This window comes from Limnothrix sp. FACHB-1083 (assembly GCF_014696485.1).
Taxonomy (GTDB): Bacteria; Cyanobacteriota; Cyanobacteriia; order CACIAM-69d; family CACIAM-69d; genus CACIAM-69d.
In genome coordinates, this window is record NZ_JACJQD010000009.1 from 152,750 (window position 1) to 179,124 (window position 26,375).

20 protein-coding genes are annotated in these 26,375 nt (G+C 53.0%); 11 read left to right on the forward strand and 9 right to left on the reverse strand.

What is annotated here, in order from left to right:
* Positions 1–4: 4 nt before the first annotated feature.
* On the forward strand, positions 5–2,332 hold the full coding sequence (purL, locus tag H6F46_RS13045) for a phosphoribosylformylglycinamidine synthase subunit PurL (RefSeq protein ID WP_190355121.1): 2,328 nt from the start codon (positions 5–7) through the stop codon (positions 2,330–2,332).
* A gap of 510 nt (positions 2,333–2,842) precedes the next feature.
* Entirely contained in the window at positions 2,843–4,327 is a 1,485-nt protein-coding gene (gene purF / locus H6F46_RS13050) for an amidophosphoribosyltransferase (protein ID WP_190355122.1), read from the forward strand.
* Positions 4,328–4,477: 150 nt separating this feature from the next.
* Here the strand turns inward: purF and H6F46_RS13055 are convergent, their stop codons facing one another.
* Both H6F46_RS13055 and H6F46_RS13060 read right to left on the reverse strand, forming a co-directional pair.
* Complete coding sequence (locus H6F46_RS13055) at positions 4,478–5,287, reverse strand: hypothetical protein (RefSeq protein WP_190355123.1); 810 nt, start codon at positions 5,285–5,287, stop codon at positions 4,478–4,480.
* Positions 5,281–5,481, reverse strand: a complete 201-nt coding sequence (locus tag H6F46_RS13060; protein WP_190405010.1) for a hypothetical protein — start codon at positions 5,479–5,481, stop codon at positions 5,281–5,283. Before H6F46_RS13060 ends, H6F46_RS13055 begins: the two co-directional genes overlap by 7 nt.
* Before the next feature lie 190 nt (positions 5,482–5,671).
* Between H6F46_RS13060 and H6F46_RS13065 the strand changes: the two genes are divergently transcribed.
* Together H6F46_RS13065 and H6F46_RS13070 are read left to right on the forward strand one after the other, a co-directional pair.
* Positions 5,672–6,274, forward strand: coding sequence for a DUF1517 domain-containing protein (locus tag H6F46_RS13065; protein ID WP_190355124.1), 603 nt, complete (start codon positions 5,672–5,674; stop codon positions 6,272–6,274).
* 280 nt (positions 6,275–6,554) lie between these two features.
* Positions 6,555–7,424, forward strand: coding sequence for a hypothetical protein (locus H6F46_RS13070; RefSeq protein ID WP_190355125.1), 870 nt, complete (start codon positions 6,555–6,557; stop codon positions 7,422–7,424).
* Positions 7,425–7,459: 35 nt separating this feature from the next.
* On the opposite strand, the gene H6F46_RS13075 is transcribed toward H6F46_RS13070, so the two are convergent.
* The 3 genes from H6F46_RS13075 to H6F46_RS13085 form a co-directional block, all read right to left on the reverse strand.
* Positions 7,460–7,642: a hypothetical protein gene (locus H6F46_RS13075; RefSeq protein ID WP_190355126.1), complete on the reverse strand. Its 183-nt coding sequence runs from the start codon at positions 7,640–7,642 to the stop codon at positions 7,460–7,462.
* A gap of 21 nt (positions 7,643–7,663) precedes the next feature.
* Positions 7,664–8,269, reverse strand: coding sequence for a leucyl/phenylalanyl-tRNA--protein transferase (gene aat / locus H6F46_RS13080; protein WP_242027941.1), 606 nt, complete (start codon positions 8,267–8,269; stop codon positions 7,664–7,666).
* A gap of 171 nt (positions 8,270–8,440) precedes the next feature.
* Positions 8,441–9,730, reverse strand: a complete 1,290-nt coding sequence (locus tag H6F46_RS13085) for a PAS domain-containing sensor histidine kinase (RefSeq protein ID WP_242027942.1) — start codon at positions 9,728–9,730, stop codon at positions 8,441–8,443.
* Between the two features lie 114 nt (positions 9,731–9,844).
* Between H6F46_RS13085 and H6F46_RS13090 the strand changes: the two genes are divergently transcribed.
* From H6F46_RS13090 to cynS, 5 genes are all read left to right on the forward strand, one after another.
* A complete protein-coding gene (locus H6F46_RS13090; protein ID WP_190355127.1) occupies positions 9,845–10,621 on the forward strand; it encodes a response regulator in 777 nt (258 codons plus the stop codon).
* Between the two features lie 318 nt (positions 10,622–10,939).
* Positions 10,940–12,517: an ABC transporter substrate-binding protein gene (locus H6F46_RS13095; RefSeq protein ID WP_190355128.1), complete on the forward strand. Its 1,578-nt coding sequence runs from the start codon at positions 10,940–10,942 to the stop codon at positions 12,515–12,517.
* 14 nt (positions 12,518–12,531) lie between these two features.
* Complete coding sequence (locus H6F46_RS13100) at positions 12,532–13,362, forward strand: ABC transporter permease subunit (protein ID WP_190355129.1); 831 nt, start codon at positions 12,532–12,534, stop codon at positions 13,360–13,362.
* Between the two features lie 24 nt (positions 13,363–13,386).
* Positions 13,387–14,247: an ABC transporter ATP-binding protein gene (locus tag H6F46_RS13105; RefSeq protein WP_199291557.1), complete on the forward strand. Its 861-nt coding sequence runs from the start codon at positions 13,387–13,389 to the stop codon at positions 14,245–14,247.
* A gap of 72 nt (positions 14,248–14,319) precedes the next feature.
* Complete coding sequence (gene cynS, locus H6F46_RS13110) at positions 14,320–14,769, forward strand: cyanase (protein ID WP_190355131.1); 450 nt, start codon at positions 14,320–14,322, stop codon at positions 14,767–14,769.
* Between the two features lie 325 nt (positions 14,770–15,094).
* Here the strand turns inward: cynS and H6F46_RS13115 are convergent, their stop codons facing one another.
* From H6F46_RS13115 to H6F46_RS13130, 4 genes are all read right to left on the reverse strand, one after another.
* Positions 15,095–17,746 (reverse strand): P-loop ATPase, Sll1717 family, encoded by a 2,652-nt coding sequence (locus H6F46_RS13115; RefSeq protein WP_190355132.1) that lies wholly within the window; start codon positions 17,744–17,746, stop codon positions 15,095–15,097.
* 29 nt (positions 17,747–17,775) lie between these two features.
* On the reverse strand, positions 17,776–18,204 hold the full coding sequence (locus H6F46_RS13120) for a hypothetical protein (protein WP_190355133.1): 429 nt from the start codon (positions 18,202–18,204) through the stop codon (positions 17,776–17,778).
* Between the two features lie 92 nt (positions 18,205–18,296).
* A complete protein-coding gene (locus tag H6F46_RS13125; protein ID WP_190355134.1) occupies positions 18,297–22,313 on the reverse strand; it encodes a magnesium chelatase subunit H in 4,017 nt (1,338 codons plus the stop codon).
* Between the two features lie 1,014 nt (positions 22,314–23,327).
* Entirely contained in the window at positions 23,328–23,606 is a 279-nt protein-coding gene (locus H6F46_RS13130; RefSeq protein ID WP_190355135.1) for a DUF5340 family protein, read from the reverse strand.
* Between the two features lie 427 nt (positions 23,607–24,033).
* Here H6F46_RS13130 and H6F46_RS13135 point away from each other — a divergent pair, with 427 nt between their 5' ends.
* Positions 24,034–24,672 carry a TVP38/TMEM64 family protein gene (locus H6F46_RS13135; RefSeq protein ID WP_347278326.1) on the forward strand — a complete coding sequence of 213 codons (639 nt, stop codon included), beginning with the start codon at positions 24,034–24,036 and terminating at the stop codon, positions 24,670–24,672.
* A gap of 376 nt (positions 24,673–25,048) precedes the next feature.
* Complete coding sequence (locus H6F46_RS13140; protein ID WP_190355136.1) at positions 25,049–26,245, forward strand: histidine kinase; 1,197 nt, start codon at positions 25,049–25,051, stop codon at positions 26,243–26,245.
* The last annotated feature ends 130 nt before the right edge of the window (positions 26,246–26,375 follow it).

A 26,375-nucleotide genomic window follows, 5' to 3' on the forward strand; every position in this document is an offset into this window, starting at 1 on the left:
AGCCGTGTCAACCCCCGAAACCGTTCTCGAATCCGCACCCTTCCCGATCGCTGAAATCACCGCCGAAGGCATCAAGCCCGATGAATACGTCGATATTGTGAATCGACTGGGCCGCCACCCCAACAAAGCCGAACTGGGGATGTTTGGTGTGATGTGGTCGGAACACTGCTGCTACAAGAATTCTCGCCCCCTACTCAGTCAATTTCCCACCAGCGGCCCGCGCATCCTCGTGGGCCCCGGCGAAAACGCTGGCGTGGTGGATCTAGGCGATGGGCTGCACCTGGCCTTCAAGATCGAATCCCACAACCACCCGTCCGCCGTGGAACCCTTCCAGGGAGCGGCAACCGGCGTGGGCGGCATCCTGCGGGACATCTTCACCATGGGGGCCCGCCCGATCGCCATTTTGAATGCCCTGCGGTTTGGCTCCCTGGATGATGCCCGCAACCGCCGCCTGTTTGAAGGGGTGGTGGCTGGCATTTCCCACTACGGCAACTGTGTGGGCGTACCCACCGTCGGCGGTGAGGTCTATTTTGACCCCGCCTACAGTGGCAACCCGCTGGTGAACGCCATGGCCCTGGGGCTGATGGAAACGCCGGAAATCGTCAAGGCGGGAGCCTATGGCATTGGCAACCCGGTGCTGTACGTGGGATCCACGACGGGCCGCGACGGCATGGGCGGGGCCAGCTTTGCCAGCGCGGAATTGACCGATGAGTCAATGGACGATCGCCCGGCCGTGCAGGTGGGCGATCCGTTCCTCGAAAAATCCCTGATCGAAGCCTGTTTGGAAGCCTTCAAAACCGGCGCAGTGGCGGCGGCCCAGGACATGGGCGCGGCGGGTATCACCTGTTCCACGGCGGAAATGGCGGCCAAGGGCGGCGTAGGCATCGATTTGGATCTCGATAAGATTCCCGTGCGCGAGTCGGGGATGGTTCCCTACGAATATTTGCTGTCGGAATCCCAGGAGCGGATGCTGTTTGTGGCGCACAAGGGCCGCGAACAGGAGCTGATCGACATCTTCCACCGCTGGGGTCTGCAAGCGGTGGTGGCCGGGGAAGTGATCGAGGAGTCGATCGTCCGGATTCGGTTCCAGGGGGGAATCGCGGCGGAAATTCCGGCGACGGCCTTGGCGGACAACACCCCGATCTATCGCCGGGAACTGATGGCAGAAGCACCGGCCTACGCGCAGCAGGCTTGGGCTTGGTCGCCGGACTCGTTGCCCGCTTGTTCGGTGACGGGGCTAGCCGATCGCCCCTGGAGCGCGGTGCTGCAAAGCCTGCTGGAAACCCCCTCGATCGCCTCGAAATCCTGGGTCTATCGCCAATACGATCACCAGGTGCAGAACAACACGGTAATCGTGCCCGGTGGAGCCGATGCGGCGGTGGTGCGGCTGCGACCCCAATTGGTGACCGACGTGACCACTCCCTTCACCAAGGGCGTGGCGGCCACGGTGGATTGCAACGCTCGCCATGTGTACCTCGACCCCTACCAAGGGGCCTTGGGTGTGGTGGCAGAAGCGGCCCGCAACCTGTCCTGTGTGGGGGCGGAACCGTTGGCCGTGACCGATAACCTGAACTTCGGCAGCCCCGAGAAGCCCGTGGGCTATTGGCAGTTGGCGAATGCTTGTCGCGGCCTGGCCGATGCTTGCCGGGAGTTGGGCACGCCGGTCACGGGCGGCAACGTGTCGCTCTACAACGAAACCCTGGATTCCGAGGGCAATCCCCAGGCGATCTATCCCACGCCCGTGGTGGGCATGGTGGGGGCGATCGAGAACATTCACCAAATCGCCGGCCAGGGCTTCCAAGGGGCGGGCGATGGAATTTACCTATTGGGCGCGCAAGCTCCCATTACCCTGGGCGCATCGGATTATCTGGCGGCGATCCATGGCACGATCGCCGGTCGGCCGCCCGTGGTGGAGTTCGATCGGGAGCGGGCCGTGCAAGCCGCTTGCCGCAACGGCATTCGCCAAGGCTGGATTCGATCGGCCCACGACTGCGCCGAAGGGGGCATCGCCGTCACCCTGGCCGAGTCCTGCATTAGCGGCAGCCTGGGCGCAACGGTGACGATCGACCCCGGAGCCGATCGCTGGGATGCGGCCCTATTCGGCGAAGGCGGCGCGCGGATCGTGGTGTCCGTGGCGGGCGATCGCGCGGCCGAGTTTGAAACCTGGCTGACGGAGCAGCTCGGCTCCGATTGGGCCAAGCTAGGCACTGTCGGGGGTGATCGGCTGGTGGTCAACGCACCGGACGGCGCAACGGCGATCGATGCGGCTCTGGCGACCATGACCGAAGGCTGGAGCGAGTCGATCGCCCGCCGGATGGAGCGGTTGGTTTAAGGGAGATTGCCCCGTCATCTCGCGCCGCTCGATCGCCCACCAAGGATCACTGTTGATCGTTAGCGATTGATCGTTTGATCGTTCATCGATCGTCAGGTTGATGATCGATAACGATCAACTTAATGATCAATCAGCAGTGCAATCAGGTGATGAACCGCTGATCAGCCACAGGGGCGAGCTTGGTGCTTGCCCAGCAAGCCGATCGGGAGCCAGTAGGATCATTGGAGGCGCGATCGGGATGCCATGGAAATTGCCCCGATGATGATTGCCCTTGAATTCGCCATCGCCACAGCCGATCGATTCCGCAACTTCTGTTACTGTTAAGGCGGGATCGTTAAGAGCTTGTTAACTTCCTGAGTGGCCGATTTTTTGGCTTCCAATCGCTGCACCAGGAATCACCTGGCTCAGGAAACGTTGCGCTAACCAGCCGCGCCAGCCTCACTCGATCGCGATTCTGACCGTCTTTTTGCTAATTCACCCGCTCTTGCTGCTAGGAGTCATTGTCGCCCAATGTTTCCCTCCGAGTCTGAAGACCTGTTCGATCTGATGGGCGATCGGCCCGACAAACCCGAAGAAGCCTGTGGCGTTTTTGGGGTTTACGCGCCGGGCGAAAACATCGCCACCCTTGCTTATTTTGGACTCTTTGCACTCCAGCACCGGGGGCAAGAATCGGCGGGGATTGCCACCTTTGATGGCTCAACGGTACATGTCCACAAGGACATGGGCCTCGTTTCGCAAGTCTTCAACGAAAAAATCCTGCAAGAGCTACCGGGAAATTTGGCCGTGGGCCACACCCGCTACTCCACCACCGGATCCAGCCGTCGTGTCAATGCACAACCGGCCGTGGTGAAAACGCGCTTGGGGTCTTTGGCCCTGGCCCACAATGGCAACTTGGTCAACACGGCGGAACTGCGAGATTCCTTGGCCGCCCGCAACTGTGAATTTGCCACCACCACGGACTCCGAGGCGATCGCGATCGCCATTGGCCAAGAGGTGGACAGTGGTTTGGGTTGGATGGAAGGGGCCATTCGGGCCTTCCAGCAATGCCAAGGGGCCTTCAGTTTGGTCATTGGGACTCCCGACGGCATGATCGGCACTCGCGACACCAACGGCGTGCGACCGCTGGTGATTGGCACGCTGCCCGGTGCGCCCGAGCGCTATGTGCTGGCTTCGGAAACCTGTGCCCTAGACATCATCGGCGCGGACTATCTGCGGGATGTGGAACCGGGGGAAATGGTTTGGATCACGAACGATGGTCTCGCCTCCTTCTTTTGGGCCACGCAGCCGGAGCCGAAGCTGTGCGTTTTTGAGATGATCTATTTCGCTCGCCCAGACAGCAAGTTCCACAACGACAGCCTCTATAGCTATCGAATGCGGTTGGGACGGCGTTTGGCGATCGAAACCCCGATCGATGCGGACATTGTGATTGCTGTGCCCGATTCCGGTGTTCCTGCCGCGATCGGCTATTCCCAGGTTTCGGGCATCACCTACGCCGAAGGGTTGATCAAAAACCGCTACGTGGGCCGCACCTTCATTCAACCGACCCAAACCATGCGGGAATCGGGAATTCGGATGAAGCTGAACCCGTTGCGGGATGTGCTCGCGGGCAAACGGGTGATTATTGTGGATGATTCGATCGTCCGGGGAACCACCAGCCGCAAGATCGTAAAAGCCTTGCGGGATGCGGGAGCCACGGAAGTTCACATGCGCATTTCTTCGCCGCCGGTCACCCATCCTTGCTTCTATGGCATCGACACGGACAACCAATCGCAACTGATTGCGGCCACCAAGTCAGTGCAGGAAATTGCCGATCAAATTGGTGTGGATACGCTGGCCTACCTGAGCGAAGAAGGGATGCTGGAAGCGACCCAAGATGCCACGCAGAATTTCTGTACGGCTTGTTTCAATGGTCGCTACCCAATTCCAGTGCCAGCCCTGTTGAAGCGATCGAAGCTGATGCTGGAAAAGCTGGAACCGGCTACGGTGGGTTCCTAGTTCTAAGGGCCTGTTATCAGCGACCCATGCATTAATCGGGAATTAACCAATGGGGCGATCGAACTTCTTGATCGCCCCATTTTTGATGGTTTTGATAGTTGGGATTGTTTTGAGTTGAATTGTGTTGAGTTGTTTTGAATTGGATTATTTCTAGGGGGTTTGGGGTTCCCGATCGCTGGGTGAATTTTCCAAGGGCGGCAACTCCAGGGGAAGTAACTGCTGGGCCGGTGTGCGTATGTCGGTGGGTTGTTCAAAAAACAGCTCGATCGAACGGTGAATTTTGGTTAGCACCGCCTCCGCCATCGGATTTTCACGGGGGTTATAGCTCCCCACCAGCAACAAACTCAAGCGCGGGGTGACGGGAATCAGGGTGAGCCAGGTGCGATCGAACTCTGGGCCCGCTTCTGGTTTTGTGTCCCTTGCGTCTTTGGCCTCTGAACTCACCGGATTTGGCATCGCCTGATCCGAGATTACTTGATCTGCAATCACCCGATCTGAAATCACTCGATCTAAAACCATTCGCACAGCCGATCGCCCGGCCAAGCTCAGAGTCGATCGCTCGGTTAAGGTCAAGCCTGCCGCTTCTGCCCGAGTTGTTAAATCCGTTTCCGCCGCTTCCATGGATTGATCTAGCAGCACCAAATCCAACCGAATCAGCGATCGGGGCAGGGGTTTGGGTTGCCATCCCCGAGACGGGGCGATCGGCTCGCTATAGAACACCGAGTGATAATCCCGATGGAGCGGCATATTCCAATCGATCGGCAGTTCGATCGCCCAAAAGCCTTGGGGATGGCGCACTTTGCGATATTGATAACGCCAGTCCAAGGGCGTTTGGGGCGCTTGCCCAGCCGGCCCCGGCTCGGCCCCGGCTGGGGTCAGGATTCCACCCCACAGCCATCCCAGGCAGCCCACCAGCCCGATCGCTCGCCAACACCAACCACTCCGCACACCTTTCACCATTCCCAAATCCCGACTACCGCCGAATCATCGCCCAAACGCCGCCCATTTGCCCCGATCGCGCGATCGATCGCTTCCCTAAAACTCCCCTCGTCCCACCACGCCTCAGGAATGCAACGCAATCGATACCCGATCAGCCACCATTCCGCTAGGCCGGCCAGCGGTCGGTTATCTCGCCAGAGCCGCCCCCGCTCCACAGGATAAGCTGGACAGTAGGCAAGCCAAGGCTTGCACGCTTTTGGATTTTGAGCCACTCCTGTTGCATTCAATTTGTATTCAATTTGCATTCAAACCGGATTGATTTGATCTCGAATCAGTACCGAATCAAGACTGAATCAAGACCGAATCAGTACCGCGTCAACATCGCGTCAATAGCGTTCCAGAACCATGAGTTTAGGTGATCAGTGGAATCGACTGACGGGCAAAAGCCGCTTCGTCGTCACCCGCATTTTTGTGCATCTAGCCGGGTCAGAAGTGGCCCCCTTGCTGGGCAAGCTCAACCAAATTGCTCGGGAGGCGATCGAAGCGGAAGGGGACTTGGACGTTTTGGGCCAGGGCCTGTCAGACCTTTGCGAAAGCCTGCTGCAATATCGAACCTATTGGCAGTCCGCCAGCAATGAGGGGGATGTGTTTTGGGATGAAGGAGAAGCGGGCGATCGGTTCAATGACCTATTCACCGACTCGGCGGCCCGCTATCTCAGTCAACCTGACCTGGATTTGCCCAGCCAACTGGATGACGACCTGCTGACCCTCCCGGCCACGAGCAACCTGTTGGTGATGTTGACGGCGGGCTATGAAGGCGAAGTCCCCAGCCTCGAAACCAACCTGGCCGATTCTGAAGCCTTAGCAACGGGTCTCAAGGCTCTGGCAAACCTCCACTACAATCAAAAATTGCGGGCTGTGCAGGTACACTTTGCCCCTGCCCGTCTGGGAGATGAGCTAACGAATGATCAGCTCCTGCAAAATTTCCCGGAACTGATTCCGCTGTAGAAACTCCCGCTTAGGGGGTCTTTTGGAGGAATGCCGTCCCATCGGAATCACAATCCGAGAAATCAGGGTCGGTCTTTTTTAATCAATGCTCGCTTGCTGTTTTGGCTTGCTGTTTTGGCTTGCTGTTTTGGGGCTGCGGCTCTTGGTTCGGCCGCCACCGCGCGATCGATTCGTTGCTGGCGGATTGCAGACTTGGCCCATTGCCGGCTTGGCCCACAGAACTCAGCTTCTTGGCCGCCCAATGGCCTCAAGCGTGATTTTGTTGTTTTGAGATAGCCCTATGCTCCGAAAATTATTGGCTTTGGTACTGGCGATCGCGATCGCCTGGGTCACGATCACCGGCTCACCAACGGTGGTGCGAGCGGAAGCCTTGCCGAGCGCCATTGTGGCCGCCGTGCCTAGTGCTGCCAAATCCCTGCCCACGGGCGACTATCCGGTTCAGCAGGCCGCCTATGACGACGGCACGGGGGAATATGCCCTGATGCTGTTAAACACGCCCGCTGGTGCTTCGCCGGTTTTTCGCACCTCCGAGTTGCAGATGGCCCGGCTGGATGACGAGGCGATCGCCCAAGGGAAAAAGCCCTACCTGGCCATGAAAGACGGTCGGCCCGTGCTGTACCTCAACGAAGACTTCAAAATCGAATATCTCCATAGCGAAACCGCTGTCCAAACCAATCCCCAAACGGGTGAGCAACAAACGGTGATTGTTCGCCGTGAGTCTAGCTTCTGGTCTCCTTTTGCTGGGGCGATCGCGGGTCAAGTGGTGGCGAATGCTTTGTTTGCACCCCATTACGTGCTGCCCCCGGCCTATTTGCCCGGTCGCCCCTTGGTGGGCTACGGCGGCTATGGTCGCAGCTACGGTGATGCCATCAGCAGTTATCAAAACCGCTACAACGCTGCCCCCGTGGCCGAGCGCAACCGCCAGCAGTTCCGCGCCACCGGCAATGTGGCTCGCAATGCCACGGGGCTGAACCGCCCAGCCGCCAACAACCGAGCCAAGGCCACTGGCTCCGGCTTTGGGAGCAGCACCTTCCGCAGTAGCCCTAACCGCCGCGTGGCTGCTCCCCGGCCCCGCAGCAGCTTTGGCAGTAGCTTTGGGCGATCGCCCGTGCGGATGCGATCGAGCTTTGGCAGCTTCCGCCGTCGGTAGGTAATTACTCCCAGTTGATTACTGATCCCAGTTGATTAGCGTCCCATTACCACCGCCCGATGAACGGTGGTTTGCGGAACAATTTCCGAACAATTGCCAGCGTTACTCACCGTTTGGCACAGCGCGATCGATTCCTGAAACAGGGGAGTCGATCGCTTTTTGATCCCTGACTTTTTCAAACTGGCTAACTGCGTTGCTAACCGCTTGGCTAACTGCATTGCTAACCCCTGGCAAAATGGCTAGCAAAATGAGCAGCGATGCTGGATTGCACGATGCAACAGCACCTCGTAGTGGCGATCGCGGATGTTATAAGCCCCAAATCGTTCCAAGTGTGGATTCATCATCTGGGCATCAAACAACAGAAAATCGCGACGGCGCAGGTGCTCAACCAGCTTGACCATTGCCACCTTCGAGCCATCGGGAATTTGATAAAACATCGATTCGCCAATGAACGCCCCACCAATCACAATCCCCAAAACGCCGCCGGCCAGGTGGTCGCCCTGCCAGGTTTCAAAACTGTGGGCATAGCCAGCGCAATGGAGCGCCCAATAAATTTCCTTTAGCTCTTCCGAGATCCAAGTGGTGTCCCGATCGGCACAGCCTTCCACCACATCCCGAAATGCTCGATCGATCGCCACCGTAAACCGATTTTGATTCAGCACTCGCCGCAGGGACTTGGGATATCGGAAGCGATCGTCCAGCGGAATCAGTGTCCGTTCCCGGCTGCAATACCAGCCCAAATCGTTACCCGTTTCATCGGCCATTAAAAAATAGCCGCGCGAATAGCCAGCAATCAGCGCCGGAATATCGTATTGGGACATGCAGGAGTCGGTGGTGTTGCCCATCGGCCCTTGAAATAGCACAGTGGAGCCGATTCTAGCGCGATCGCCTGATCCCTATGCAACCAATCCCCTGAATCTCTGCAACTGACCAGCCAGCCCCATGCAAATTAGAAATACTGGTTTGGGCGATTTCGCTGCGATCGCTCGCTTAATCTCGCAATTGATGCCTTATTTCTATGCTTCGCTCCAACCAAGCGGTAACGTAATTTTAAAAGTTGTCCCTACATTAAGCTTGCTGTCTACTTTGATTGTTCCATGCTGCAAGTCTACAAAGCGCTTGACAATATTCAAACCCAAGCCAGTTCCAGGAATATTACTGACGTTTTTACCTCGACGAAAAGGTTCAAATAAGTGGGGTAAATCTTCACGGGGAATGCCGATGCCTTGATCGCAAATTTGGAACGTCACCTGACCGCTGCGCTTTGACAGTCGCAAACAAATTGGGCTTTGATGGTGATGGGAATATCGAATTGAATTAGAGAGAATATTAGTCAAAATTGATCGCAATAATTTTTCGTCTAAATTGGCCATCACATGACGATGCCGACTCAACATCGATAGTGATTGGTGATCAGATATTGCTTGCATTTCTGCTACCAAGCCATGGCAAAACTGCACTAGCTCGATCGGCTGAGGTTGAACCATGAGCTTATGGGCCTCAGTTTTACCGATCACTAGAATGTCATCAATCATTTGAGTCATGCGTTCTACATCGTTCTTGACTCCCTGAAGATAATTTTGGCGCTGCTCATGGGAAAGCTGTGCATCATAACGGTCAAGCGATGATGCTGACAGCAAAATATTATTTAGTGGGTTGCGAAATTCATGACAAACCATCGAAACAAAGCGAGATTTGAGATCGCTTAGCTCCTGGAGTTCTTGATTGGCACGATGAAGTTGAGCCGTGCGATCGCGCACTTTTAACTCAAGCTCCTCATTGGTTCGCTGCAACAAAGTCTCTGCCCATTTGCGTTGGGTAATATCTTGGAAGGTAACCACCGTTCCAATCACATTTCCCTGCTGATCTTGCATGGGCGTGCTGATATATTCAACGGGAAAACTCGATCCATCCTTGCGCCAAAAAACTTCCGTATTGGCACGATGAATTCGTCCGTCTTGAAAAGCTTGATAAATTGGGCAGTCATGGATGGGATAGGGTTGGCCATCGGGTTTGGAATGATGCAAAACCGAATGCATGGACTGACCAATTAAGTCCTGAATTTCCCAACCAATCATGCTGGCCGCCGCTGGATTCACAAAGGTTACTCGACCTGCTAAATCCAGCCCATAGACCCCCTCGCCCACCGCATTCAGGATTAACTCATGCTGGCGACGCAGGGTTTCTAGGTCAGTTTCCGGCGATGCTCGTAAGGCGGAGATATGCGCCTCAGCCGGTGTCGTGGTCGGCTTTGAAACAGGCTGTGACCAATAATATTGCCGCATGATGTCCAGAATTCCTGACAAATTTTGCGACTGATGAGGATGTGTATCCTCTTACACTACACGGTTTGGAGAATACGCCCGAAACTTGGCCGGCATGGTACACCACCCAGGTCATTACTGTAAATCAGGCAGTTCATGACGAAAGTTTTGGTGATTGAAGACGAAGCGCAAACCCGCAGCATCTTCATGGGATGTCTGACGTTTGAGGGGTTTTGTGCGATCGAGGCTGAGAACGGTTCAATCGGGATCAAGTTAGCCCAAATGCATCTGCCAGATTTGATTATCTGCGACGTTATGATGCCTGATCTTGATGGTTACAGCGTTCTATCGGCCATTCGTCGCCATCCGGCCACCGCTGCAATTCCATTTATTTTTCTCACTGCCAAAGCAACCATGGCAGATTTGCGCCAGGGGATGGAATTGGGCGCAGATGATTATTTAACCAAGCCCTGTAGCGTTGAACAATTGTTGGCGGCGATCACTACTCGCCTAGAACGAAAAGCCCAATTGGCAGCGAGTTTTCATGCATCCCCAGCAGAAAGCAAAATAAACAGTCAATCCGAAAACGGAATTTTTCCTGACTGTTCTCGTTTATCACAAGTATTTGCATTCATCGAAGCCAACTATCACCGCCCGATCGGGTTAAATGATGTGGCCAAGGCGGTCGGCTATTCACCTGCCTATTTAACGAATTTGACCCAAGAGCTAACGGGCTACAGCATCAAGCGTTGGATTACGGAACGCCGTATGTCCCAGGCACGAATGTTACTTTGTGAAACCGATCAACCCGTGCGCCAAATTGCAGCGGGAGTGGGCTATGCAGACGTGGCTTACTTCACTCGCCAATTTCGGCAGCTCTATGGCGATCCGCCCCAGTCCTGGCGAAACTCTGTGCGACTACGATTCGCATAGGAATGGTATTGAATACAACAAAATAGATCAATTATTTGTGTATAGAACTATCTCTGCATAAAGCGCAGATGTGATTCCAAAATTTCAGAAAAATTGACGCTTTTTGCTTGATTTTTCCGAAATCAGGGGATTCTAGCGCATTATTTTCCAAATGCGAGTTTTCTAAACTTCCCACAGAGTTCTTGGTTGTTCTTTCAAGAGCGAAAAAAAATCCTACTCTTGCCAAAAAAATTCTAATGCGATCGCCCATTATTCCTTGGTATTGTGCAAAGCAACAGACCCGAATGTTGTCCTGCGCAATACCAATTGGAGCAGCTCATGTCATCAGTGGATATTCGCTCTCAGGCTCAAGTCGAACTCAGTCGTTGTCCCTGCGGAGGAACTCATTTTCCTCAGGATCACTGGCAAGCGGCCGAAGGAATGCCCCACGATCCGGCAGAACTCGTTAATGATCTCATTCGGATGGGTTTGTACAAGCCTGAAACCCTAGAGCTGGCCAGGACACTGACTGAAGTGGAGATGAAAGAAGCGCTGCTGCTGCGACAAATGGGCGGCAACCCAGAGCGAGAACGCTTTTGTCAGGCGCTGATTAAGGAAGCAGGCGGGCTTGATCAGGTATTTGCAGCCGCATTCGGTGTTCACTCCACGGAATTTTTTAGCAACACCATTCACAATAGTGAATTTAGCCGACGAGAATTCCTAAAACGAGTGGTGGTGGCTGGAGCATTGATCGCCGCTGCTAGCTGCGGCCCACAACAGGGTCAAGCCCCCACAACAGATCAGTCCCCTGCGGCGGATGCGCCAACGAATTTGGAGAAAAAGGATTTAACGATCGGGTTCATTCCTATCACCTGCGCCACCCCGATCGTGATGTCGGAGCCGCTGGGTTTCTACAGCAAATATGGCTTGAATGTGCAAGTGAAAAAGATGCCCAACTGGGCCGCTGTTCGGGACTCCGCGATCGCGGGTGAACTCGATGCTTACCACATGCTTTCTCCCATGCCGATCGCGATCACCCTCGGCTTAGGTTCAGCAGCATTTCCCATCAAGCTGGCCAGCATTGAAAACATCAATGGTCAGGCAATTACCGTTGCTACCAAGCATAAAGGTAAGGTGAAGGAAGCCAAAGACTTCAAGGGCTTCAAAATTGGTGTGCCCTTCCCCTTCTCGATGCACAATATGCTGATTCGCTATTACCTAGCGGCTGGGGGACTCAACCCAGATAAAGATGTGCAAATTTCACCCGTGCCACCGCCGGACAGCGTTGCCAAAATGGCAGCAGGTGAAATTGATGCCATGTTGATGCCTGATCCCTTCAATCAACGGGCTGTTTTTGAACAGGTTGGGTTCATTCACATGTTGACGAAAGATCTGTGGGATGGACACCCCTGCTGTGCTTTTGCCGCTAGTCAATCGTGGATTGATGCAAATCCCAACACCTTCCGGGCCGTAAACAAGTCGATTATTGATGCGGCTGCCTATGCAAATACGCCAGCTAATCGTCCTGAAATTGCCAGGGCTTTGATTGAGCGTAAGTATCTCAATCAACCCTTGCCTGTGGTGGAAGCTGTGCTAACGGGCAAATTTGAAGATGGGCTGGGCAATACGCAGGATGTGCCCGATCGCATTGGCTTTGATCCCTATCCTTGGAAGAGTTTTTCCAAGTGGATTGCAGCACAATTAGTCCGCTGGGATCTGATGCCCAAAGACAAAGCAGATTACGACAAGATGGCCCAAGATATTTTCTTGACGGATTTGGCAGCGGAACTGCAAAAAGAACTGGGTCAAACGCCGCCCAGCACTGCCGAACGGCCTGAAAAGCTGAAGTACGACACCTTCGATCCCAAAGACCCCGCCGCTTACGTTGACGAACAAATCAAGCGGTTTAAAGTCTAGCGAGGTTTACCATCGTGACCAATGAAGTACTCCGCTCTGCTCCATCAAAAGTTAAGCCATTTCGGCTGAATACCGACCAACAAGCCTTCTTGTTGTTTGTGGGAATTCTGCTAGTGTTTTTGGGGCTGTGGGAGTTGGGCGCAAATTCCAAACTCTTCTTGCCCATCATGCCCTCTGCTAGCCAAACGATCGCCGATCTTTGGTTTTGGATCTCAAACCCGTTTTTTGATAATGGGCCCAACGATCAGGGCATTGGTCTTTTGTTGTTAACCAGTTTGCGCCGAGTTTTGAGTGGTTTTTTGATTGGCACGGCGATCGCCATTCCCCTGGGAATTTTGATTGGTCTATCGCCCGTGGTTTCCAAAGCCGTTGACCCCTTCATTCAAATTCTGCGTCCTGTTTCTCCGCTCGCCTGGCTGCCATTGGGTCTGGCACTCATGCGAGATTCGGAAAGAACAGCCCTGTTTGTCATCGCAATCACCAGCATCTGGCCGACCCTAATTAACACCAAGTTCGGGGTCAGTAATGTAGATCCAGCCTATCTGAACGTGGCCCACACCTTAGGCGCTTCCCGCTGGCGAATCGTTACCAAGGTAATTTTGCCGGCCGCTGCTCCCAACATTGTGTCCGGGCTACGAATTAGCCTAGGAATTGCTTGGTTGGTGATTGTGGCGGCGGAGATTTTGCTGAGTGGTGGAATTGGCTATTTCGTTTGGAATGAGTGGAATAACTTGAAGATCACCAGCATCATTACTGCCATCTTGATTGTTGGGCTGGTAGGGCTGCTGATGGACTACCTATTTGGTGTATTGCAACATCGAGTTTCCTTTGGCCAAAGGTCTTAATCCATGCAAGTTCCTGCATCTAAAATGGCGCTCCCCTCCCTTGAACCGCCTGTAGCGCATCTGACACTGCACGGTATTTCCAAAGTATTCCCGGGACGCACGGGCAAGATGGACAAACTACTGCGGCGCACCTCAAAATCTTTTGTGGCGATCGCGGATATTGATCTGGAAGTGGAGCCTAACACCTTCGTTTCAATCATTGGGCCATCGGGTTGTGGCAAGTCCACGTTGCTGAACATTATTGCGGGATTATCTCAGCCCACCACGGGACAAGTCAGCATCAATGGTCAGCCGGTTTCTGCACCTGGGCCCGATCGCGGCGTTGTGTTTCAAAACTATGCCCTGATGCCCTGGATGACGGTTGCCGAAAACATCGATTTTGCGGTGGAAACAGTCTACCCAACCATGGGAATTGCCCAGCGAAAATCGATCGTCCAAGACTACATTGGTTTGGTGGGGCTACGGGGAGCTGAGGCTAAACACCCCCATGAACTTTCAGGGGGAATGAAGCAACGGGTGGGCATTGCTAGGGCGCTGGCAATCAATCCACAAATTTTGTTGATGGATGAACCCTTTGGCGCTTTGGATGCGCTCACACGCGGTTTTCTCCAAGACGAAATTGAGCGAATTTGGGAGCAAGAACGCAAGACCGTGATCTTGATTACTCACAGCATTGAAGAAGCGCTGCTGTTGTCTGACAAGATTGTGATGATGACACGGGGCCCGGCTGCGGGTATTGCTCAGGTGCTGGATGTGCCATTTCCTCGGCCGCGCCGTCGGGAAGAACTGGATCAATATCCGGGCTACCACGAACTAAAAGCGGCAATGGAGCAGCATTTGTCCTACGAAACTCGGGCTGTGGAAGAGTCTCGGGTGCGGAAATAACTACCGTTGGCCGCAGACAGAATCAACCCCGTCAAAATCAGCAACGCAACCCAAACATTGAAAGGAAAAAATATGTCTACCACTGAAATTCCCGCAATCACCGCAACCCTATTGGCAGCTAAAAAGGCAAAGGGGGTGACATTCACGGAGCTAGAACAGGCGATCGGTCGGGACGAAGTGTGGATTGCGGCAGTGATCTATCGCCAAGCGTCTGCCTCTGCTGATGAAGCTAGCAAGCTGCTCAACGCTCTGGGACTCAGCGAAGATTTAGTGCCAGAACTGACAGAATCTTCGGTGAAAGGGCTGGGGCCCGTGGTTCCTACCGATCCGCTGATCTATCGGTTCTACGAAATCATGCAGGTCTATGGAATGCCGATGAAAGCTGTGATTCATGAGAAGTTTGGCGATGGGATCATGAGCGCGATCGACTTCACCTTGGACATTGAAAAAGAAGAAGATCCCAAGGGCGATCGCGTGAAAATCACCATGAATGGAAAATTCCTGCCCTACAAAAAATGGTAATCAGGAGCATCAACCATGAAACAGCGCCATGCTGCTGCTAGGTCAACAGCTAAAACTGACTGGCTAGCCTACATCACCAAAATCTTAGCCTTCATCGGACTTTGGCAAGTCATTTCTAACAGTGCCCAGTTGTTGACTCATTGGTTTTGATAGGTGCAAACTTTAGTGTGGAGGCGATGCGATGCATTACTTCCACACTAAGATCAACAATGAAATCGATATTCTTAAACAGGGCGATCGGCTTGTAGTTTCTTCAATGCTCTTCCTGACCCTAGTTCCGTGCTATCTCGACCAGCCCGTAACCAGCTACATCAACAAAAATGTTTTATCGCATCCCTTTTTTGTTCATATTAAACCCATAAACGTAAAGGTCAGCAAAGCGATATCGCTCATCCTTAGGTCGCCATTCCGCCAGCCCGATCGACTTCAAGAGTTGTACAAAGCGCTCAAAATCTGGCTCAACCTCTCGGGCAGAGTTTTCCCAGCATTGCCGCAACTCTTGCGGTTGCAGTAAGGCATCTTTTCCTGACAAGGAATCAAAGAATGCTGAGAGATTGCCATACTCTTCACGCATTTCTTGGCAGCGTGCTCGTGAGGCTTCTTCGAGTGCATCAGCCATAAAGCGGCTTCGGAAAAGGCGATCAGATTGCAATTTAGGGTCGTTTTTATGTTGCAATTCTAATTTCTTTGCCTCAGTTAGCAACACTACCAAGCTACGGGGATAGGTTGCGTCACTAGTATCGCTCAGGCGATCATAAACCCAGCGATAGAGATATTTTCCACGCGATCCCAAGCGTATGCGATCGCCCCACAATATCTTCAAGGCTTCAACCAGCGTCTCTTCCGTTGCTGAATCGGGATCTGGGATAGGGGCAACTTGACTGACTAGGGCTTTGAATTTCTCAGATTGAGTGACCTGACGGTAAGCGAAGCGCAGTAAGTCCACTCGCTTCCATTCCAGTTTTATAGAGCGCCCGCGAAGGTGGCTTCTATTGTCAAAAATCAGTCGTTCCCAAATATCCTCACGAAGGAAAATCTTGATTCGAAGATTAGTTAGTTCCTTTGCATCCAACTCTTGAACTAATTTAAAAAGTCCAGTCAAGGCATCGTTGCGTAAGTTATTGGCTTCTGCTAAATCTTGATCTAGGTTGTCATAAAGCAACCAGATTTTTTGATCTTGCTTCTTGAGATAATTGTCAATGTCTTTTAAGGCATCAAAGATCAACGGTCTTAGCTCACGACTTTGAGACCATTGAAGCAATAAATCTTGGTGCTCTGAGCCAAATTGGAGATTTTTTACAGTACCAAAACTATCTTTTAGCGGTTTATATTTATCTTTCCTCAGACTAATCGATGACTGGCTGTGATCAGCCATTATCCTAAAGAGCGCATAAGAAGCCCAAAAGCCGAGCCAACTTGTTTGAGAATTACTTAAATCGGTACGAATAAAATCAAACTCACTCTCTGTTGGGCGACCGGAGGACAACATGCCATGCCCTGAAAGAATAGTAGTTTTATTCAAACGATCAGTAAGCTTTTGGGCAAAAGCAAAATGCTTCAAAAACAGAAAGTAAAGAGCCGTTTTACCCGTTCCTTTCCGTCCAGTAACCAGACAAACTCTGTCATCTAGAAAATCATAGAAATTAGATGTCTTTTGAAAAATATTACTGAGAGTCGCTTGTTCTTGTGTAGCATCAACATTAGAAAATTGAAGATCTTCAATAATTTTCCAGCGATCACGCTGCAATTGAGTTGATACGGGTAAGCTAGTTGAGTCTTTTGATATTAGATTGGCAATTGGCTGATACCAATCCAAGACAGAATGGACAGGATAGTGGGGAGCGACTGCAATCGGCAGGAGGTATTCAATACAAATCAAGTCATCACTGCTAGCTAGATCTTCATCATCTGGCTCATCACTACTAGCTGGCGGAATGAATTGATTAATAATTTCATTCAAGTCCAGCTGAATTGACTGGGCTATTGCTTTTGAGTCTGAATTAGGGATTGGTGAAAAAACAAAATTAATGTTCTGCTTGCCCAGTGAGCCAAGAGCTTGAACTAAAATTTTTGCCCCTTCTGCATTTTGCGCGTTGGGAAACAAGACTAAAATGGCGGAATCTGCTGCTTGAACCAAGGAAAAAGCACCCCATTGATTCAAGCCAGTTCGAGAATCTACTAAAATCAAATCTGGCTCAATCTGTTTTTTGATATCGCGGGTAAAGACATCCCACAAAGACTCATTACCATTAACCCAAGTACTGGCCTTTAAGTCATCAACTTTTGCTAAATAGTCGAGATCGAGTTTTCCTGTGGGGACAACAAAGAAGCGACCACCACGGGTATCGCCTAATTGCTGATCTCGATATTCCGCTAAGATATCGCCGATTTGAATTTCATAATTTGCTCCGTCAGGCGCATAAGCCCGCTCATAGAAATAATCAACAATGCCGACTTCTGGCGAATCATCCAGATCCAAAGCTTTGCTAAGACCTGGTGCCTCGATATCCAAATCCACCACGACAACTTTTTTGCCCTGTTTTACCAATAGCCAAGCCACATGAATCAGGGCTGTTGTACGGCCAACACCCCCTTTGAAGGAATAGAAAGCAACAGTACGGGGCGATCGGGGCGATCGTTCCTTCACCTCACCGTGATTCTGGGGATTTTGCGCCCACATGGCTAAGTCATGCCAAGTTCTCACCTGCTCACTCCGAGCAGGAGCAGGGCGCTCCATCTCCAAAACTTTTGCTTCTTCAACCGTATAGAGCGACAAGAAGCCTGTTGTCCGCTGAACTAATTTCTGAACTATATCTTGACGAGATTGATGACTCAAATCTTGAAAATGATCACTAACAATCGTTAAATCAATGAAGCCGTCAGACGAAATAGTTAAGTCTAGCCACTCAGTTTCAGGGTGACGAATATAGTTTTTTTCTAATTCTGATTTCAGGTCAAAAATCCAGTTAGTATTCATAACGCTTAATAGTTATCCCTTTGAAAAACCTAGCTATGATAATTTTTCTGAATCCAACCTTTTAAGTTTCGATAGGCTGTCAGCCATCTTGAGTAGTCTTCATCAGAAACTTCATGACAGGCATAGCGCAGACTAATGAAATCCCCACAGGGATCCTGAACAGTTGCTAGCCACCGAAGAACGTCTCTAGACTTCTTGGCCTTGGTGTATAGCTTGGGACAACACTTTAGAGTATTTAGTAGGTGGTGACCAGGATTAGTGATGTTGTGGCCAGGGTCGTGGTCATCTGTTTTCCAAACGTGCATAGCTGAGGGAAAACCACGGAATATTAGGCTTTTTAGCCGACATTCAATGACGATACCGCCCATGTGCATAGCTGCAATTCGGCGATCGGCTTTGGCGAGAACAGCCTGGTCTTGAGCGCGTTCCAGAAAGGCGCTTGCATAGTCTTCAGTCATCAGCTTATCGCATACAACAAAGGGCAGACAGTAGCCTGTCTACCCTTGAAGTTTAGTCTAGCCTAGACTCACAATAGAGTCTACAGCTGCCCTCACTCGATGCCTTCGATGCGGTCTTCCACTTCTTGGTAGAGATCCCGCAGGCGATCGAGGTTTTCATCGCTCGTATCCCAGTAGCCGCGGCCGTTGGCTTCCAGCAGCGTGCCCAGCATTCGGCGGAAAGAGTGAGGATTCAGATCCATCAGCCGCTTGCACATTTCGGGGTCGGCGATGAAGGTGTCGTTTGTGTCCTCGTAGACCCAGTTGTCCACCGCGTCCGCCGTGGCGCTCCAGCCCAGGGTGTTGTTTAGGCGCTTGGCTAGCTCGCGTACCCCTTCGTAGCCGTGGGACAGCATCCCTTCGTACCACTTGGGATTCAACATCTTGGTGCGGGCATCCAGCCGGACGGTTTCCGACAGGGTACGCACTTGGGCGTTGGCGGTGCTGGTGTCGGCCATGTAGGCGGCGGGTTTTTTGCCATCGGCGCGGAGGCTGGCCACCACCTTGGTCGGGTCGGAGTCGTAGTAGTGCGACACGTCGGTCATGGAAATTTCCGACGAATCCAGGTTTTGGAAGGTCACATCGACGGTTTTCAGGGCGCGTTCCAGCAACTCGCGGGACTGCTCCATTTCGCCGGGGTTGTCGGCGGAGAAGGCGAAGGACTTACGCGACAGGTACATGTCTTGCAAGTCTTTTTCCTGTTCCCAGGTGCCGTTTTCCACGGCCAGACCGACGTTGGTGGAGTAGGAGCCGGAGGAGTTGGTGAACACGCGGGTGGCGGCTTGGCGCAGGTTGATGCCGAGTTCTTCCGCTTGGGCCATGGCGTGCTTGCGGACGAAGTTCATTTCCAACGGCTCGTCGGCTTCGGCGGCCATCTTGACGGCCCGATCGAGCAGGGCCATTTGGTTCACAAACAGATCCCGGAACACGCCGGAGCAGGTGATCACCGTGTCAATCCGGGGGCGACCCAGTTCCTCAAGGGAGACCAGTTCCAGCTTGTTGACGCGACCCAGGGCATCGGGCACGGGTTTCACACCCACCAGCCAGAGGATCTGCGCCAGGGATTCACCATAGGTCTTGATGTTGTCGGTTCCCCAAAGGACACAGGCGATCGTCTCGGGGTATGCGCCGCCGTTTTCCTGGCGTTGGCGATCGAGCAGCCGATCGACCACCACCTTGGCTGACTGTACCGCCGCCGTGGTCGGAATCGACTGGGGATCGAGGGCGTGCATGTTCTTGCCCGTGGGCAGCACTTCCGGGTTCCGCACCGGGTCACCGCCGGGGCCGGGCAGGATGTATTCGCCTTCGAGGGCCCGCAGCAGAGAGGCCATTTCGTTGTCGGCCACGATTTGCTGGAGGCAGAATTCCAGGTACTCGAACAGCGGTTTTAGGGAGTCGCGATCGACGTTGCTAAACCCAGCCTCGCTTAGGGCTTCAACCCAAGGCTGCTTCTGGGTTCCGAAGCCAAAGAAGTTGAACTTGGCTAGCTTCGAGAGGCGACCATCGGTGTCGATTTGGGCATCGACCATGGCCTTCACCGCCGTACGGGTGGCTAGGGTGATTTTTTGCAACAGTTCCACATCGGCTAACACGCCCTTATCACTGTTGCGGTAAATCTCTTCGATGTCGCGATAGATGCTGTTGGCGATGATCCGGGGCAGGGCAATGATCCCATCCTCGGGGCGATCGAGGGCGGCAATGTTCACCAGAGTGGCCACCGCTTCTTCGGCCGTGGGGGGCTTACCGATCACGTGCAAACCGCAGGGCAGCAAGCGCGACTCGATTTCCATCAGCTTGCGATAGACGGAACCCACCACCGTATCCCGTTGCTCGGAACTCAGATCCTTACCGGCCGTTTCCGGCAGTTCCACATCCTTGTCCAGATTGACGGCGCGAGCTTGCTCGATAATCGCATCGACGATCGAGGGGCCGCGACCCGTGTCCTTCAGGGTTTGGTAGGAGCCGATCAGATCGCTCAGTTCCTTCAAGCCCTTATAGAGACCGGCATTTTCAGCGGGCGGAGTCAGGTAGGAAATGGTTTCCGCGTAGCCCCGGCGCTTGGCGATCGTCGCTTCGCTGGGGTTGTTGGCGGCGTAGTAGTAGAGGTTGGGGATCGAACCGATCAGGCTGTCGGGATAGCAGTCGTTGGACATGCCGATTTGCTTACCGGGCATGAACTCCAGCGAACCGTGCGTTCCAAAGTGCAGCACCGCATCTGCGCCCCAGACCTTTTCCAGGTAGGTGTAGTAGGCGGCGAATCCGTGGTGGGGGCTAGCCGATCGCGAGAACAGCAGCAACATCGGGTCGCCTTCGTAGCCGAAGGTGGGCTGCACACCAATGAACACGTTGCCGAAATGCTTCCCGAACACCAGCAGGTTTTGGCCGTCGCTGTTCAGGTTGCCTGGCGGTTTGCCCCAGTTCTCTTCCAGCTTCTTGGAATAGGGGGTGAGCTTTTCGTATTCCGCCACGCTCATGCGGTAGGCCACGTTCAGCTCGGGGCTGGCGTATTGGGCCTGGGCATCCTTCAGGACGGCTTCCATCAGCTCCTTGGGCGACTCGGGCACGTCGCGTAGGTCGTAGCCTTCCCGTTGCAGCCCCTTCAGCACCTCATGGATCGAGCCAAACACGTCAAGGTAGGCCGCTGTACCCACGTTGCCCTTATCCGGCGGGAAGCTGAAGACAGTGATCGCCACTTTCTTGTGCAGCTTCGGCTTGCGACGCAGGTTGGCCCACTTGAGGGCGCGCTCGGCAATCGCCTGGACTCGGTCTTGCAGGGCGATCGCCTTACCGGTGTTGCCGTCGCGACCGGAGACAATAATCGGCTCGATCGCCCCATCCAACTCAGGAATCGCGATTTGCAGCGCCACCTGGATCGGGTGCAAGCCCAGCTCGCTTTCTTCCCACTCTTCGGTGGTTTGGAACACCAACGGCAGCGCCACCATGTAGGGACGGTTCAGCCGCTTCAAGGACTCGATCGCCTTCGGGTGATCCTGCCGGGCCGGGCCACCCACCAGAGCAAACCCCGTCAGCGACACCACCGCATCCACGATCGTGGTCGGTTCGCTGCCGTTCTTGCTGGGCAAATAGAAATATTCATCCACCGGCTTCGAGAAGTCCAAGCCCCCCGCAAACACTGGGATCACCTTCGCGCCCTGGGCTTCAAACTCTTGCACCATGCCCACATAGTGCGCGTCATCACCCGTCACCAAGTGCGTCCGCTGCAACACCAAACCCACACAGGGCGCATCGGGATCACGCACCGCATCGGGCACGACTGACGAGCTGCGATACCAAGCCAAATACTCGTTCGTATCCTCAAACATCTTGGGAGCCAGCGGGTGCCAAATTCCCATGTCGGGATAGGTGACCGGCTCGGCATAATCCAAATCAATCTTTTCGCGTGACTGATCGCGCCCCGATTTGTCCGTCTTAAAGACATATTTATCGGCCAGCATTAGCAGGAAGTTTTCCAGGTTCTCCGGCGAGCCACCCAACCAATATTGGAAGCTGAGCATGAAGCTGCGGGCATCCTGGGCCTTTTCCACGGGCAGGAATTTCAGCACGTTCGGCAGCGTCCGCAACAGCTTCAGCATTGCGTCTTCAAAGCCGCTGCCGTTTTGCTGTTTGCGCTTCTTCATGAATTCGCCGATCACGCTCTTGGACTGGCCCAATTGCGCCATCGAGAAAGTGCCCAGCTTGTTCAGCCGCATCACGGGGGGCATGGAGGGGAACACCACGGCCGCATCGAGGCGATCGCGGTGGGGCTGCACGGCGGCCACCACCTTTTCGGCCAGGTCTTCAATAAAGATCAATGAAGCAATGAAGATGTTAGCTCTGGCCACATCATCACAAAAGGCTTCGTAATTTTCGGGACTACGCAGCTCTTCAATCAAATAGCCGCTGATTTCCACGGCCACATTCGGATTGTTGGCATTAATCGACTTGACTGCTGCCGTCAAGGCGCTCTGGTACTGCGCTTCCAGAACGACGTAGACCACCTTGACTAAAGACCGCCCCCGAAGATCTTCGGGTTGGACGTGGCGCACGGCGGGCTTGACGTAGGTGAACATCCGGTACTCTCTCCTGCGGCTGGGTTGGATGAGGATGGAAACTCGAAAACGCTTGCTCTCTAGGCACTTTTACCAGATTGCCGATTGGCGCTGATCTGCAATTCTAGGATCTGACACAATTCGATAAAAATAATCCTGCTAATTATTTCAGTTTGTTGCAAATCGGAAACTGTAAGCGATCACCTGATTCGACAGATTTGTCTTGAGTCGTTGATGGGCTGGATCTTTAATTGGGAGGAGTTTTTATAGGTTTTGGAATCGACAGAAACGAGAATCTTTTGCAATTAGGATTGAGATAAAAATATGGACAAAAACAAAATCAATCTGCCGCTAACTGGCACAAGCTTCTCTGAAATGGGGTCGATTCGATCGGGCTGGCTTGGGTCAATTCTTAAGAATTAGCGATCGCCATGGGTCACAAAACGAGCTATCCCAAGCACTTTGGGCGATCGCCTGGGGCCTTTGGCATCCTGCTTGGGAAGATTGGGAACTGAGCACGGTGCGAAAGACCAATTGAACTGGCAAAAATTGAGCAAAAGCCAGCGATTTTGGTGATCAATCGATCTTGTGATCTTGATTAATCTATGTTGATCTATTTTGGTTAACTTAAATTCGTTAAATTAGCCTATTAGCCTTTGATCTTTAATTTTCTGATCAAATCAGCTTTGGGTTTGCCAATTTTTAATCAGCTAAAGCTGGCAACTAAAGCTGGCAACTAAGTTACTTTATTGATTAACTGCGATAGTTGTTTCAGAAAATATTCAAATGGAGGAAAAGAGTCGATAGTGAGTTTAATTGGAGATTATTCAAAGGTTATCGAAATTGCTTGAATCATTTGAATTTATTTCAATATCAAACCAAAACCACTAGTTTGGTGATTATAGTCAAACTGCCAATCATGAAAAATTGATCAATACGAAATGAAAAGTCGATCAAGCATTGATCGGTGAAATTGATTGATGATGGTTGGCCAATCAATCAATCGATCGTTCTTGATTGATCATTGATCCTGGATTATTCTTCGCCTTTGGCAGCGTTGCTCAGAGGGCCAACGGCTGGCAGATTCAACGACCAGTGATATTCGATCGGGAGCTGTTTATTTTGGCAACTGGCTTCCAACTGTTTTTGAACGGCGAGTGCCCGGCGGAGGGTGGCCACCAATTCTTGGAGCTGTCGGTGTTCCTCCGTGCCTCGTTTGAGAGTGCCACTGGTTTCTCGTTCCAGCAACTGAAGAAGTAGTTCGTAGTGAATGTGTGAAGGCAGCGGAATTGGAGTTTGGGACGGCCGATCCATAGGACATTCACGAAGTGATTCTGAAAAGATTCTAAAGTCAAATTCAAGGTTAGTGGGATTTGGTTACCGTTTTAGTTGCAGCTTTTGCTCCAGTAATTTTGCGGGAATCAATTCTGTGGCAATAGATAATATTGAACCATTTTACTGCTATTGTCGGGGTCTTCATCGGGAAAATTTTGATTTAGGTCTTTTAACTGTCCATAGGGAAGAGAACGAGGAAGGGAGTATAGATTCAGGATTTATCGAGTAGCGATCGAGCAAAGATCAAGCTAAATTTCAAGTAAGATTTTCCAAAAATTTTTGATGACTTGATGGCTGGCAGAAGCAGATTTATAGATGCGGATTTTTATAGACGGAGAGCATTGGGGGGCTAAAACGAGGGATTTCTTGAAATTCACCGATTTGGGGCTGAGGGAGGCTGGTTAGCGTGCAGGCGTTCTTGGAGTGGGTTTTATCGGAAATTATGCATTTGGGGCCCTGGAGCGGTGTCGCTTTCATGGTTGTGTATGTGGTTGCCACGGTGGCGCTGGTTCCCGGATCGCTGTTGACATTGGGGGCCGGGGTGCTGTTTGGGGTGGGTTGGGGATCGGTGATTGTTTTCTGGGCGGCCACGCTGGGGTCGTTGGCAGCGTTCCTGGTGGGGCGCTATGGCATTCGGGATTGGGTGGAACAGCGCTGGATTGCTGGAAATCGACAATTTCAGGCGATCGATCGCGCCATTGCAGAAGATGGCCTCAAGATTGTGTTGCTGATGCGCTTGTCGCCGCTGTTTCCCTTTAATGCCTTGAACTATATGTTGGGGCTAACGCAGGTTTCAATCCGAGACTACCTATTGGCCTCGATCGGGATGTTGCCGGGAACGGTTGCCTATGTCTATATCGGGGCTTCTTTTCGGGACTTGGCTAGCCTGTTTTCGGGGTATGGAGAACGAGCCAAAAGCCCGATCGAGTGGTTGCTTTTTATTTTGGGTTTGATCGCCACCCTAGTTGTAACCGGGATCGTGACGAAGGCGGCCCGCTCGGCGCTCGATCGAATTGCCGCTTCCACCCCTCCCGATTTACCGTAATTGGCAGCTCCCGCTGAAAAAAGCGATAGGCTGGAGAAATCAACACCCATTCAAGCTCAACTTAGCCTGAACGCAACCGACTGGCGACTTTTAGCCTGCGGCCCCATTTCCAACCCCGCCCTTGATCCAGCAACGGCTGATCCAGCGACGGCATTTCTACGGTATTGGTATCGACAGAGGCAACCACTGCCAACTCCATCACCCCCACTGCCCTTGATGGGCGTTTGCATGTAGTTTGATTGCAACTGGCTTGCAGCTTGATTTTGATTGACATTGATTGTAAAGAGTTTGCGCCTTTTTGGCTGGAATGCGGGTGGATGGTCACGGTGCAGGCCCGCCTCGATCCATAACTTATTGATCTTATGGTTCATCGCTTATGTCGGTTTCGCCCGATCCTTTCCCTGCCTCACGCGCGCCCTTGCAACTGCTTCTGTTTGTGGATCACCGCTCCAGTTCCTGGGAGCAAGCAAGCCTAATTCAGGGCCGATTACAGGCCCTAAAAGCCCGCTATCCCTTTGCTTTCGACATTGTGGATGTGGCCGAGCAACCCTACGTGGCTGAACATTTCCGGCTGATTGCCACGCCCGCGCTGGTGAAGGTGCATCCCCACCCTCGCCAAACCCTGACGGGAATGGACTTGGCCCAGCAACTGGATGCTTGGTGGGAGCGGTGGCAGGAGGCAATTCACGACAGCTTGGACTCGCCGGAGAAGAACCAGTCGATGGACATGATGCCGACGGATGGTTCGCCCTCGTCGTTGGCAACGGCGGCGGAGGTGATTCGTCTGTCAGATGAAGTCTTTCGGTTAGGGCGGGAAAAGGCGGAGTTAAGGGAACTGTTGCGGTTTAAGGATCGGGCGATCGAGATTGTGGCCCACGATTTGCGAAACCCTTTAGCGGCGGCTTCGATGGCGATCGAGACCCTGGAGGCCAGCTATCGACCCAACACCATTCAGGCGGCCCAGATGACCGATAGCCTGCGGGAGCGACTGTTGATGCAGGCGCGATCGCAAATTCGGGCGATCGATCGCTTGATTGCCAACCTGTTGGAAGTGTCGCAAGGGGAGGGACAAGAGGCCGACATTCAACCCCAATCCGTTGATCTCAAGGCCCTTTGTCACGCGGTGATTGACACCTTCAGCAGTCGAATTCACCTGAAGCACCAAACCCTAGAAACGGATATTCCCCAGGACTTGCCGGTGGTTTATGCCGACCCCGATCGAATTCGGCAAGTGATTTCCAACCTGCTGGACAATGCCGTGAAATACACGCCGGATGGGGGCACAATCCATGTGGCCGCCCTCCACCGCACCACCCAGAATGTGCAGGTCAGCATTTGCGACAGTGGCCCCGGCATTCCCGACAGTCAACGTAGCTCCATCTTTAAGGAGCGATTCCGACTGCAACGAGATCAACGCTCAGAGGGATATGGCATTGGGCTAGCTGCCTGCCAGCGGGCGATTCGGGCCCACTATGGACAAATTTGGGTTGATGAGCGGCCGGGCGGCGGGAGTTGTTTTCATTTCACCCTCCCGGTTTACCAAAAGCTGGGGTACAAGCCGTCTGCTTTATAGGGCAACCATTAACTGATCGAGAAGATGTCTGAGCAATAACTTGGGGTACTGGCAAAGCACCAGTGTATTGGCAAAGCACCAGGATTGGTGGGGGCAAGGGGCTTAAGCCCCTTGTTTTTAGTTCCTTAGA